Origin of the sequence: Pseudoxanthomonas sp. GW2, from assembly GCF_000283075.1 — a bacterium.
In the GTDB taxonomy this organism is placed as follows: Bacteria; Pseudomonadota; Gammaproteobacteria; order Xanthomonadales; family Xanthomonadaceae; genus Pseudoxanthomonas.
The window spans coordinates 14,982-26,788 of sequence record NZ_ALIP01000140.1 but is presented as its reverse complement, the minus strand read 5'-3'; the positions used below and the strand labels follow the sequence as shown (position 1 = coordinate 26,788).

The following is an 11,807-nucleotide window of genomic DNA, read 5'->3' as shown; positions in this document are numbered from 1 at the left end:
CATCCTCTCTGGAGGCAGAGGGAACGCCGTCAACCCTGCGGGCCTTGCAGGCGCGAATCCCAGCTTTCGGTCTGGCCCTGTTCGAGGCGGCGCTCGAAGGTGCGCTGCCAGGAAGGCACCAGCGGTAGCCGCAGCGCCGCGCGCAGTTCGTCCTGGTCCAGGGTGCGCCGGTACAGCAGCGCGGCCAGGCGTGGCAGCGGCCATTCCGGATACGGGCGTTCCAGCAGGAGCAGGTCATCGCCGGCCTGAACCTGGCCGGGTTCGAGCACGCGGTAGTACCAGCCACTGCGGCCGCTGTCCTGCACCCGGCGCGCCATGTCCGGCACGCCGAAGCGGTCGGACAGCTTCCAGCACGGTTGCCGCCCCTGCGCCACCTCGACCACGGCCGTGCCCAGGCGCAGGCGGTCGCCGAGGCAGATACCGGACTCGGTGACGCCGTTGGTGCTGATGTTCTCGCCGAACGCGCCGGCGGCCTGCAGCAGCGGATGCGCGCCGATTTCCGCGGCCCACGCCGCGTAGTGGTCGCGGGCGTAGTGGTGGATGGCCTTGTCGGGACCGCCATGCACGCGGCGGTCGCCCTGTTCGTCGCCCTGCAGGCCCTCGGGGCCGATCGCGACCGGCCCCTGGCGTGGTTGCTTGGCGATCGCGCTGCGGCTGCCGGGCCGGGTATACGCCACGGCCGTGCCGGTGAGCACGGCCTCGACCCGGGCCAGGACGCGCGCGCTCACGCGCCCACCACCGCGCCGACAGGACGGCGATGGGCACGTGCTGCCGGCATCAGGCCGCCGCGGGCAGTGCCGCGATCTCGGCCTTCAGCAGCTCGCCCAGGACCTTGATGCCCTGGTCGATCTTCTCCGCCGGCACGGTCACGAAGGACAGGCGCAGGGTGTTGCGGCGCGGTTCGGCGGCGTAGAACGGCGCGCCCGGCACGAAGGCCACGTTGCGCTCGATTGCCTTGGCCAGCAGCGCGCCGGTATCGATGCCTTCCGGCAGCTCGACCCAGATGAACATGCCGCCTTCCGGGCGGTTCCAGCGCGCTTCCTTGGGGAACTCGCGCTCCAGCGCCGCCAGCATGTGCTGGCACTGGGCGCCGTACAGGCTGCGGATCGAGGGGATGTGGCGGTCGATGAAGCCGTCCTGCACCGCCTCGTGGACGATGCGCTGCGAGAACGACGGGGTGTGCAGGTCGGCGGCCTGCTTGGCCTGGACCATCTTGCCGAGGATCTCCTCCGGCGCCACCACGTAGCCCAGGCGCAGGCCCGGGGCCAGCACCTTGGAGAACGAGCCCATGTAGATCACGCCGTCGGGGTTCATCGACAGCAGGCTGGGCAGCGCCTCGCCGCCGTAGGACAGCTCGCCGTACGGGTCGTCCTCGACCAGCGGCACGCCGGCCCTGGCGGCCAGCTCGACCAGGGCCTTGCGGCGCTCCAGCGGCATGCGCCGGCCGGTCGGGTTCTGGAAGTTCGGCAGGCAGTACAGGAAGCGCGCGCCTTCCAGGTCGGCCGGGGTGATCTGGTCGGTGACGATGCCCTGGGCATCGCTGGGCAGGGAGGCGAACTTCGGCGCGAACAGCGAGAACGCCTGTAGCGCGCCGAGGTAGCTGGGGGTTTCGACCAGGACCTTGCTGCCCTCGTCGATCAGCACCTTGCCAAGCAGGTCCAGGCCCTGCTGCGAGCCGGTGGTGATCAGCACGCGCGAGGCCGGGATCTTCGCGCCATTGCGGCCCAGGCGCTCGGCCACCCATTCGCGCAGCGGGGTGTAGCCTTCGGTCGGGCCGTACTGCAGGGCCGCGTGCGGGGCCTCGCGCAGCACCTTCTCGGTGGCCTCGCGCATGCGCTCGACCGGGAAGGTCGCCGGAGACGGCAGGCCGCCGGCGAAGGAAATGACTTCGGGACGCTCGGTGACCTTGAGGATCTCGCGGATCGCAGAGCTGGTGAGGGCCCGGGCGCGCCCGGACAGCGTGAATTGGGTGCTCATGGGCCTAGTCTAACGGTTATGCCCGCCGCGGGCCCATTGCTGCGGCGCAGCGCCCGGGGCACCCGCAGACCGGTTCTTCACGCCGGCCCGCCGCATCCTTGCAGGCCGACGGGCGCGGCGCCCGATGCACCCCAGGAGGCAGGCATGTCTTTCCGCCAGTTCCCCGCCACCGGCAACGACGGCAACGCCTACGTCATCATCGAGTTCCACGACGAGAACGGCCCCGACGGCCGCCCGTCCCTGCGCTACGAACTGCCCGACGGCCAGCGCCTGGTGCGCAAGGACAAGCAGTTCAGCAACGAGGACGGCAGCCTGGTGCTGACCGCCGACTGAGGGCTCAGGGCCGTTCCAGCACCCGGCCCAGGCCGCTGCGGTCGATCGCCCCGGCCGCGGCGCGCAGGCGCTCGACGTCGGCGTCGGCGTCGAAGCCGATGCGGAAGTGCACCTCGCCGGCCGGGGTGCGCGAGGAGTGGATCGAGGTCAGGTTGATGCCGTGCTCCTCGAACACGTGCAGCAGCGCGCGCAGCGAGCCAGGGCGGTCCTCCGGCAGGTGCACGCTCAGGCGCCGGCTCTCGGTGAGGTCGGCCAGCAGGTAGCCCACCCGTTCGAAGGTGTAGCTGCCCTCTTCCAGCGCGGCCTCGCCCCAGGCGGCGCGATTGGCGGCCAGGTAGTGCTCGCGGAACTCGGCCCGCGCCTGGTCGTCGCCACGGGCCACCAGCACCTGCAGCCGCGCGATCTCCGCCGCCAGCCGCGACAGCACCTCCACGGTGTGCGGATTGCCGAACTGGATGTCCTCGTACACCTGCGGGTTGAGCGAAAGGATGCGCGCGGCCACGGCCGCGTCCATCTCGAAGCCGATCGAGCGGTACGGCATCAGCTCGGCCGGGCCGCCCAGTTCGCCGGCGAAGCTGCGCAGCACCCCGGCCTGGCCGAGGTGCACGGCATGCACCATCGCCTGCACCAGGGCCATGACCCGGTCGTGGTGCGCCGGGGTGGCGCGCACGTATTCGCCCTGCAGCGCGTGCAGCAGCTGGTCGACCCAGCCGCGCCACTGCTCGAGGCGTTCCTCGCACACCACAACCACCCGCCCGCGCAAGGTCGGGGTCTTCAGCGGCGCGGTCATCGGATGCAGGCCCACCACCTCGGCGCGCGAAGCCAGCATGGCCGCCACCGGCGCCTGCTTGATCGAGGTGATGTCCAGCCACAGGCGGCCGGCCTCGCGCCCGGCCGAGCGCTGCACGTAGTCGCCAATCAGCGTGGCGGCGTCGCGGATCGGCACGCTGAACACCAGTACGTCGGCCTCGGCCAGCAGGCGCTCGGACGGATCGCTGCCCGGGTCGGCCGGGTCGTGGCCCAGCACCCGCAGTCCCATGCGGTCCTCGAAGAAGCGGCGCAGCCAGCGGCCATAGGCCCCGGCACTGCCCACCACGCCCACCACCGGATGGGCCGGCACCCCCACGCTGCCGCTCAAAGCGCCACCGCCGGGAAGCGCGCCGGGCCGGAAGCCAGCGCCGCGGCCGCCGCCGCCTGCACGTCCAGCTCCTCCCAGCCGTTGGCCAGGGTCGACTCCAGGGTGGCGTGCACGCCGGCCAGGGCGCGCTCGGCGGCGCGTTGCGGCGCTTCGCCGCGCAGCAGGAAGGTCGCCACCAGCGCGGTGAGCACGTCGCCGGTGCCGGCCACGTCCACCGCCAGGCGTGGCGAGCGCAGGCGCCAGGCCTGTTCGCGCCCGACCAGCAGGGTCAGCAGCTGGTCGCCATCGTCCTCGCCCTCGCCCACCACGCTGTGCGCCAGCACCCACTGCGGGCCGCGCTGCAGCAGCTCGCGCGCGGCCTGCAGCGCGTCGGATTCGCGCAGCGCCGGCCGGCCGGCCAGGCGCTCCAGCTCGAAGGCGTTGGGCGTGACCATCCACGCCAGCGGCAACAGGCGCTGCACGAACACCTGCTCCAGCCCGGGTTCGACGTAGGCACCGGTATGGGTATCGCCAATCACCGGGTCCAGCAGGTAGCGCGGCGCCGTGCCGGCGGCATGGTTGCGCTCCAGCCAGGTGGCGAACGCCTCGCCGTTGGCGACGCTGCCGAAGTAGCCGGAGGCCAGCAGCGGCGCGCGCGCGGTGACGCCGCGCTCGTCCAGGCCCAGCAGCAGCTCGGCCAGCCAGTCGGCCGGCAGCACCCTGCCGCGCAGGGTCGGGTAAAAGGGGGTGTTGCTGAACAGCGTGGTCGGCACCTCGGCCACGCGCACGCCCAGCATGCGCAACACCGGCGTGGCCGCGCTGTTGCCGGCGTAGCCGTAGGCCAGCTGCGACTGGACGGACACCAGGTCCACCGGCGAAGGCCCCTGCGGGCGGTTGCGGCGCTCGTGGACCAGGTGGCTTTCCAGTTGGCTCATGCGGAGGGCTTCGGAAGGAGGCAGCGCATGCTAGCGCGTGCTTCCGGGCGCCGCGCGCAGCGTTTCAGGAGCAACGGAAATATGCCGATTCCGGCAGGTTTCCCGCCGGACGCGACAGAAAGCGGGCCCGCAACGCGGGCCCGCCGGAAAGATCGATGCGCAAACCGCGACGCCTCGCCGCGGCATGCCTCAGGACGAGGTCATGCGCCCCCAGAACGCCTTGACGCCGTCGAGGAAGGTGGCCGAACGCGGCGAGTGCCGGCGGCCCTCCTCGCCAGTGAAGGTGGCCTCGAACTTCTCCAGCAGTTCGCGCTGCTCGGCGGTGAGGTTGACCGGGGTCTCCACCACCACGCGGCAGTAGAGGTCGCCCGGGGCGCGGCTGCGCACCGAACGCACGCCCTTGCCGCGCAGGCGGAAGGTCTTGCCGGTCTGGGTCTCGGCCGGGATCCGGATCTCGACCTCGCCGCCCAAGGTGGGCACCGAGACCACGTCGCCCAGCGCGGCCTGGGAGATGCGGATCGGCACCTCGCAGTGCAGGTCGTCGCCGTCGCGGGTGAAGATCGCATGCTCGCGCACGCGCACTTCGACGTAGAGGTCGCCCGGCGGGGTGCCGGGCGGGCCGGCCTCGCCCTCGCCGGTCAGGCGGATGCGGTCGCCGCTGTCCACGCCGGCGGGGATCTTGACCGAGAGGACCTTCTCGTCCTCCACGCGCCCGGCGCCATGGCACTTGCGGCACGGGTTGCGCACCACCTGGCCCCGCCCACCGCAATCGGGGCAGGTCTGCTGCATGGCGAAGATGCCGCGCTGGAAACGGACCTGGCCGTGGCCGTGGCAGGTGCCGCAGGTCTCGACCTTGCCGTCCTCCGAGCCGCTGCCCTTGCAGGCCTCGCACTCGGACAGGGTCGGGATCTCGATGCGCTTCTCGACGCCGGCGACCGCCTCCTCCAGGTCCAGCTCCATGACGTAGCCGATGTCCGCGCCGCGCCGTGCGCCGCGCCCACCACCGCCGCCGAAGATGGTCCCGAAGATGTCGCCGAAGATGTCGTTCATGTCCGGCGCGGGGCCACCCCCGCCACCCATGCCATGCTCGAACGCGGCATGGCCATGGGCGTCATAGGCACGGCGCTTGCCCGGGTCGGACAGGACCTCGTAGGCCTCCTTGCATTCCTTGAACGCGGCTTCCGCGGCGGCGTCCCCCGGGTTGCGGTCCGGGTGGTACTTCATCGCGCAGCGGCGATAGGCCTTCTTCAGCTCCTCGTCGCTGGCGGTGCGGGACACGCCGAGGACTTCGTAGTAGTCGCGTTTCATCGGGAGGCAGTGATTCGTGATTCGTTATTGGTGATTCGAGGGTACACGTCCACGGCGATCCGCCGGGAAAGAGCGGGGCCGGGGCCCCGCTCTTTCCAGCCACGAATCACCAGTCACCAATCACGGCTTCTTGTCGTCCTTGACCTCGGTGAACTCGGCGTCGACCACGTCGTCCTGGGCCGTGCCACCCGGGGCCGCACCGCCGGCCGCGCCGGCATCGCCCTGGCCGGCGGCCGCGGCCGCCGCGTACAGCGACTGCCCGGCCTCCTCCAGCGCCTTGGCCTTGGCCTCGATCTGGGCCTTGTCGTCGCCCTTGAGCGCGGTCTCCAGGTCGGCGATCGCCGACTCTACGCGGCCGATCACGTCGCCCGGCACCTTGCTGCCGTGTTCGGTGATGGCGCTGCGGGTGGCGTGGATCAGGCCGTCGGCCTGGTTCCGGGCCTGGACCAGCTCCTGGAACTTCTTGTCTTCCTCGCGGTGCGCCTCGGCGTCGGCGACCATCCGCTGGATCTCCTCCTCGGACAGGCCCGAGCCGGCCTTGATCTCGACCTTCTGCTCCTTGCCGGTCTTCTTGTCCTTGGCCGACACGTGCAGGATGCCGTTGGCGTCGATGTCGAAGGACACCTCGATCTGCGGCATGCCGCGCGGAGCGGGCTCGATGCCGGTCAGGTCGAACTTGGCCAGCGACTTGTTGTAGCGGGCCTGCTCGCGTTCGCCCTGCAGCACGTGCACGGTCACGGCCGACTGGTTGTCCTCGGCGGTGGAGAACACCTGCGAGGCCTTGGTCGGGATCGTGGTGTTCTTCTCGATGATCTTGGTCATCACCCCGCCCAGGGTCTCGATGCCCAGGCTCAGCGGGGTCACGTCCAGCAGCAGCACGTCCTTGACGTCGCCGGCCAGCACGCCGCCCTGGATCGCGGCGCCCAGCGCCACGGCCTCGTCCGGGTTGACGTCCTTGCGCGGCTCCTTGCCGAAGAACTCGGCCACGGCCTGCTGCACCTTGGGCATGCGGGTCTGGCCACCGACCAGGATCACCTCGCCGATGTCGGAGGCGCGCAGGCCGGCGTCCTTGAGCGCCACCCGGCACGGCTCGATCGAGCGCTTGATCAGGTCGTCGACCAGCGCCTCGAGCTTGGCCCGGGTCAGCTTGATCGCCAGGTGCTTCGGGCCGGTCGCGTCGGCGGTGATGTACGGCAGGTTGACCTCGGTCTGCTGCGCGCTGGACAGCTCGATCTTGGCGCGCTCGGCCGCGTCCTTCAGGCGCTGCAGGGCCAGCGGGTCCTTGCGCAGGTCGATGCCCTGGTCCTTCTGGAACTCCTCGACCAGGTAGTCGATGACGCGCGAGTCGAAGTCCTCGCCGCCGAGGAAGGTGTCGCCGTTGGTGGCCAGCACCTCGAACTGCTTCTCGCCGTCGATCTCGGCGATCTCGATGATCGACACGTCGAAGGTGCCGCCGCCCAGGTCGTAGACCACGATCTTGCGGTCGCCGCCGGCCTTGTCCAGGCCGTAGGCCAGGGCCGCCGCGGTCGGCTCGTTGATGATGCGCTTGACGTCCAGGCCGGCGATGCGGCCGGCGTCCTTGGTCGCCTGGCGCTGGCTGTCGTTGAAGTACGCCGGGACGGTGATCACCGCCTCGGTGACCGTCTCGCCCAGGAAGGCCTCGGCGGTCTTCTTCATCTTCTCCAGCACCTTGGCCGAGATCTCCTGCGGGGCCATCTTGCGGCCCTCGCTGGTCTCGACCCAGGCGTCGCCGTTGTCGTGCTGGCGGATCGCGTACGGGACCAGGCCCAGGTCCTTCTGGACTTCGGCGTCGGTGAACTTGCGGCCGATCAGGCGCTTGACGGCGTAGAAGGTGTTCTTCGGGTTGGTGACGGCCTGGCGCTTGGCCGGCGCGCCGACCAGCACCTCGCCGTCCTTGGTGTAGGCGACGACCGACGGGGTGGTGCGATCACCCTCGGCGTTCTCGATCACGCGGGCCTTGCCGCCCTCCATGATCGCGACGCACGAGTTGGTCGTGCCCAGGTCGATGCCGATGATCTTGCTCATTGATTGGGTGCTCCCTGGAATGTGTTGGGCCGGTGCTGCCTTGGCCTTTGATCGCTAGATAAGGGTGGGCCGGCGCCGTTCAAGTAGACGCATTCAGCCGGATGTTCAGTCGTGGCGGGCCACCACCACCAGCGCCGGCCGCAGCAGGCGCTCGTTGAGCAGGTAGCCCTTCTGGAAGACCTGCAGCACGGTGCCCGGGGCGGCGTCGCCCGGATCGGCCTGGCTGATGGCCTGGTGGTGTTCGGGGTTGAACGGCTGGCCGGCAGGATCGACCACGACCAGGCCGTTGTCGGCGGCGACCTTCAGCAGCTGGCGCTTGGTCAGCTCCAGGCCCTCGCGCAGCGGGCTTTCCTGCTCGCCGGCGGCGGCCAGGCCGGCATCCAGGCTGTCCAGCACCGGCAGCAGCTCGCCCAGCAGCTTCTCGTTGGCGAAGCGGCGGGCCTGCTCGATGTCGCGCGCCACGCGCTTGCGCTGGTTCTCCAGGTCGGCTCGCTCGCGCAGGGAATCCATGCGCAGCTGCTCGATCTCGCCCCGCAGGGCCTCGATCTCCTCGCGCAGCTGGGCCTCGATGCTGGCCTCGGCTTCCTGCGGCTGGGGGGACTGGATGTCGTTTTCGGTCATTGCAAATCGGCTCCGTGGCGGCGCTCCCGGCCGCCCATCCCCGCCCCAATGGGGGCCGGAACGGAGCGATTCAAGGCTGGGACGGTCCGGCCGAGCCCTCCAGGGCCGCCCCGAGCACGTCGGCGGCCGCCTGGACCACCGGGATCACCCGGTCGTAGGCCATCCGCGTCGGGCCGATCACCCCCAGCACGCCCAGCACCTGCCCGCCGCTGCTGTAGGGGGCGGTGACCAGGGACACCCCGTCCAGCGGGGCCAGCCCGGTCTCCTCGCCTATGAATATGCGTACCCCGGGGGCACGCTGGGTGCGCTCCAGCAGCTGCAGGATCTCACGCTTGCGGGCGAAGGCCTCGAACAGCTCGCGCAGGCGCTCCAGGTCCGACAGGTCCTGCAGGCCCAGCAACCGCGTCTGGCCGGCCACGACCATGTCGTCCCCCGGCGGCTCCAGGGCCTGTTCGGCCAGCTCCACCGACTGCGCCAGCAGCTGCTCCATCTCGTCCCGGGCCTGGCGCAGCTCATGCACCAGGGTGGCGCGGATGTGCGCCAGCGGACGCCCGGCGAAATGGGTGTTGAGGTAGTTGGCGACCCGCTCCAGCTCGTCCTGGCCGAAGGCCCGCTGCGGCTCGACCACCCGGTTCTGCACCTCGCCGTCGGCGAACACCACGATGGCCAGGATCCGGCGCCCGCCCAGCGGCACGAAGTCGATCTGGCGGAAGGCGAACTGGCTGCGGCGCGGCGCGCTGACCACCCCGACAAAGTGGGTCATGGCCGACAGCAACTCCGAGGCGTTGCCGAGCAGGGCCTGGGTCCCGGCCGCGGCGGTCAGCTCCGCGCGCAGCCGGGCCAGCTCGTGCTCGCCCAGCGAGCGCACCTGCAGCAGGCTGTCCACGAACACCCGGTAGCCCTGGGCGGTCGGCACCCGCCCGGCCGAGGTGTGCGGCGAGCTGAGCAGGCCGATCTCCTCCAGCTCGGCCAGGATGTTGCGGATCGTCGCCGGGCTGACGTCCAGGCCCGAGTGCTTGGCCAGGGTCTGCGAGCCGACCGGCTCGCCATCGCGGATGTAGCGGCCGATCAGGGTGCGCAGCAGCTGGCGGGCACGCGGATCGAGCTGGACCTGGGCGGACGACGGGGTTGCCATGGGCAATAGATAGCGCCAGCCACCAGGGGGGGCAAGGCCGGCCGGGCCCTGCGTCTCAGCCGGCGCGACGGCCTGCGGCGAGCATCGCGCCGGTATCGGCCACCCCTACAATGTGACCATGCTGACCCATCTCGCCCTGAAGGATTTCGCCGTCGTCCGCGCCACGGAACTGGAGTTCGGACCCGGCATGACCGTGATCTCCGGCGAAACCGGCGCCGGCAAGTCGCTGCTGGTGGACGCCCTGGGGTTCCTGTCCGGACTGCGCGCCGACAGCGGCGTGGTCCGCCACGGCAGCGAGCGCGCCGAGCTGGCGGCCGGCTTCGACCTGTCCGGCAACCCCGCCGCGCGGCAGTGGCTGCGCGAACAGGAGCTGGACGAGGACGACGAGCAGTGCCAGCTGCGCCGGGTGATCCGCGCCGACGGCGGCTCGCGGGCCTGGATCAACGGCCGCCCGGTGACCCTGGCCCAGCTGGCCGAACTGGCCGGGCTGCTGGTGGAGATCCACGGCCAGCACGAGCACCAGTCCCTGCTCTCGCGCGCCAGCCAGCTGGCACTGCTGGACGCCCATGCCCGCAACGAGGCCGAGCGCGCCGCCGTGCGCGCGGCGGCCGCGGCCTGGCAGGCGCTGCTGGACGAGCGCGCGGACCTGCAGTCGCGCGGCGACGTCGGCGACCGCATCGGCTGGCTGGAGCACCAGCTGGCCGAGCTGGAACGCGAGGACCTGGACCCGGCCGCGCTCGAGGCGCTGGACCAGGCCCACCGCCGCCAGGCCAATGCCGCCGGGCTGATCGCCGCCTGCGAGGAGGCGCTGGCCCGGATCGACGGCGACGAAGGCCCCTCGCTCACCGGCCTGCTGCAGCAGGCGCGCAGCGGCCTGGCCCGCGCCGCTGGCGACGAGCCGCGGCTGGGCGAGGTCGACAGCCTGCTGGAAGGCGCGGCGGTGCAGCTGGAAGAAGCGCTGGCCCTGCTCGGCCGGATCCGCGACGACCTGGACCTGGACCCGGACCGCTTCGAGGAACTGGAACGCCGCCTCACCCGGGTCCACGACCTGGCGCGCAAGCACCGCCTGCCAGTGGCCGAGCTGGCCGCGCACCGCGACGCGATCGCCGCCGAGCTGGAACTGCTGCGCGGCGCCGGCGACCGCCTGCTGCAGCTGGATGCGGAGATCGCCAAGGCCAGCGCCCGCTGGCAGGAAGCCGCGGCGGCGCTGGGCGCCACCCGTCGTGCCGCCGGCGAGGCCCTGGCCGCGGCCACCACGGCGCTGATCGACGGGCTGGGCATGGGCGGCGGCCGTTTCCTGGTCGAACTGGAACCGGTGGCCGACGCCGGTTCGCGCCCGGACCCGAACGGCGCCGAGCGGGTCGAGTTCCTGGTCGCGGCCAATGCCGGGCAGCCGCCGCGTCCGCTGCGCAAGGTCGCCTCCGGTGGCGAGCTGTCGCGCATCTCGCTGGCGATCGAGGTCGCCGCGCTGGGTTCGGACGCGGTCCCGACCATGGTGTTCGACGAAGTCGACTCGGGCATCGGCGGCGCGGTGGCCGAGATCGTCGGCCGCAAGCTGCGCGCCCTGGGCCGCTCGCGCCAGGTACTGTGCGTGACCCACCAGCCGCAGGTCGCGGCCCAGGGCCATGCCCACTACCGGGTCAGCAAGGCGCCGGTGGAAGGCATCACCCGCAGCTCGGTCGAGCGCCTGGACGGCGAAGGCCGGCTGGCCGAGGTGGCGCGCATGCTGGGCGGCGTCGAGGTCGGCCCGGAAGCGTATGCCGCGGCGCGGCGCCTGCTGGAGGAGGCGGTGGCCGCGGACGCCACTGCAACCGCGCCGAAGCGGACGCGCCAGCGCGCCACCGCCGCCGGCTGAGGCCATGCATGGAAACGGCGCCGCAAGGCGCCGTTTCCGCATCGGGCACCGGGAGGATCAGCGGCGCGGCTTGCGCACGTACAGGACCAGCGAGTGGTCCTCCAGCTCGTAGCCGTGCCTGGCCGCGATCTGGCGCTGCAGCTCCTCGATCTCCGCGCTCTCGAACTCGATGATCTTGCCGGTATCCAGGTCGACCATGTGGTCGTGGTGGCCGCCGCGGTCCAGTTCGTAGATCGCCTGCCCGCCCTCGAAGTTGTGCTTGATCACCAGGCCGGCGGCCTCGAACTGGGTCAGCACCCGGTACACGGTGGCCAGTCCGATCTCGTCGCCCTGCTCCAGCAGGCGGCGGTAGATGTCCTCGGCGGTCAGGTGGTGCTGGGGCTGCTTTTCCTCCAACAGCTCGAGGATGCGCATCCGCGGATGGGTCACCTTGAGGCCCACGCGGCGAAGGTCGTTGGATTCCATTGGCCCTAGCTCCAT

11 protein-coding genes are annotated in these 11,807 nt (G+C 71.5%); 2 read left to right on the top strand and 9 right to left on the bottom strand.

Features of this window, described 5'->3' with window-relative positions; translation table 11 throughout:
* Positions 1-29: 29 nt before the first annotated feature.
* Positions 30-728, bottom strand: a complete 699-nt coding sequence (locus tag B351_RS0113200) for an MOSC domain-containing protein (protein WP_019399508.1) — start codon at positions 726-728, stop codon at positions 30-32.
* A gap of 49 nt (positions 729-777) precedes the next feature.
* Positions 778-1,977, bottom strand: coding sequence for a PLP-dependent aminotransferase family protein (locus B351_RS0113195; RefSeq protein ID WP_019399507.1), 1,200 nt, complete (start codon positions 1,975-1,977; stop codon positions 778-780).
* Positions 1,978-2,121: 144 nt separating this feature from the next.
* Between B351_RS0113195 and B351_RS0113190 the strand changes: the two genes are divergently transcribed.
* Complete coding sequence (locus B351_RS0113190; protein ID WP_019399506.1) at positions 2,122-2,310, top strand: hypothetical protein; 189 nt, start codon at positions 2,122-2,124, stop codon at positions 2,308-2,310.
* A gap of 4 nt (positions 2,311-2,314) precedes the next feature.
* On the opposite strand, the gene B351_RS0113185 is transcribed toward B351_RS0113190, so the two are convergent.
* The 6 genes from B351_RS0113185 to hrcA all read right to left on the bottom strand — a co-directional run bounded on the left by B351_RS0113185 (position 2,315) and on the right by hrcA (position 9,472).
* Positions 2,315-3,430: a prephenate dehydrogenase gene (locus tag B351_RS0113185; protein ID WP_026010707.1), complete on the bottom strand. Its 1,116-nt coding sequence runs from the start codon at positions 3,428-3,430 to the stop codon at positions 2,315-2,317.
* A 14-nt stretch (positions 3,431-3,444) separates the two neighbouring features.
* A complete protein-coding gene (gene pdxY, locus B351_RS0113180; protein WP_019399504.1) occupies positions 3,445-4,362 on the bottom strand; it encodes a pyridoxal kinase in 918 nt (305 codons plus the stop codon).
* A gap of 189 nt (positions 4,363-4,551) precedes the next feature.
* Complete coding sequence (gene dnaJ, locus B351_RS0113175; protein WP_019399503.1) at positions 4,552-5,670, bottom strand: molecular chaperone DnaJ; 1,119 nt, start codon at positions 5,668-5,670, stop codon at positions 4,552-4,554.
* 120 nt (positions 5,671-5,790) lie between these two features.
* Positions 5,791-7,716, bottom strand: a complete 1,926-nt coding sequence (gene dnaK, locus B351_RS0113170; RefSeq protein ID WP_019399502.1) for a molecular chaperone DnaK — start codon at positions 7,714-7,716, stop codon at positions 5,791-5,793.
* A 105-nt stretch (positions 7,717-7,821) separates the two neighbouring features.
* On the bottom strand, positions 7,822-8,337 hold the full coding sequence (gene grpE, locus B351_RS0113165) for a nucleotide exchange factor GrpE (RefSeq protein ID WP_019399501.1): 516 nt from the start codon (positions 8,335-8,337) through the stop codon (positions 7,822-7,824).
* Positions 8,338-8,407: 70 nt separating this feature from the next.
* On the bottom strand, positions 8,408-9,472 hold the full coding sequence (gene hrcA / locus B351_RS0113160; protein ID WP_019399500.1) for a heat-inducible transcriptional repressor HrcA: 1,065 nt from the start codon (positions 9,470-9,472) through the stop codon (positions 8,408-8,410).
* 118 nt (positions 9,473-9,590) lie between these two features.
* Between hrcA and recN the strand changes: the two genes are divergently transcribed.
* Positions 9,591-11,327, top strand: coding sequence for a DNA repair protein RecN (recN, locus tag B351_RS0113155; RefSeq protein ID WP_019399499.1), 1,737 nt, complete (start codon positions 9,591-9,593; stop codon positions 11,325-11,327).
* A 57-nt stretch (positions 11,328-11,384) separates the two neighbouring features.
* Here the strand turns inward: recN and fur are convergent, their stop codons facing one another.
* On the bottom strand, positions 11,385-11,792 hold the full coding sequence (gene fur / locus B351_RS0113150; RefSeq protein WP_019399498.1) for a ferric iron uptake transcriptional regulator: 408 nt from the start codon (positions 11,790-11,792) through the stop codon (positions 11,385-11,387).
* Positions 11,793-11,807 lie beyond the last annotated feature (15 nt).

Excerpts from the sequence above, each read along its gene's own strand:
- B351_RS0113195 (WP_019399507.1), bottom strand. The coding sequence starts at position 1,977 with ATGAGCACCCAATTCACGCTGTCCGGGCGCGCCCGGGCCCTCACCAGC.
- B351_RS0113190 (WP_019399506.1), top strand. The coding sequence starts at position 2,122 with ATGTCTTTCCGCCAGTTCCCCGCCACCGGCAACGACGGCAACGCCTAC.
- pdxY (WP_019399504.1), bottom strand. The coding sequence starts at position 4,362 with ATGAGCCAACTGGAAAGCCACCTGGTCCACGAGCGCCGCAACCGCCCG.
- dnaJ (WP_019399503.1), bottom strand. The coding sequence starts at position 5,670 with ATGAAACGCGACTACTACGAAGTCCTCGGCGTGTCCCGCACCGCCAGC.
- dnaK (WP_019399502.1), bottom strand. The coding sequence starts at position 7,716 with ATGAGCAAGATCATCGGCATCGACCTGGGCACGACCAACTCGTGCGTC.
- grpE (WP_019399501.1), bottom strand. The coding sequence starts at position 8,337 with ATGACCGAAAACGACATCCAGTCCCCCCAGCCGCAGGAAGCCGAGGCC.
- hrcA (WP_019399500.1), bottom strand. The coding sequence starts at position 9,472 with ATGGCAACCCCGTCGTCCGCCCAGGTCCAGCTCGATCCGCGTGCCCGC.
- recN (WP_019399499.1), top strand. The coding sequence starts at position 9,591 with ATGCTGACCCATCTCGCCCTGAAGGATTTCGCCGTCGTCCGCGCCACG.
- fur (WP_019399498.1), bottom strand. The coding sequence starts at position 11,792 with ATGGAATCCAACGACCTTCGCCGCGTGGGCCTCAAGGTGACCCATCCG.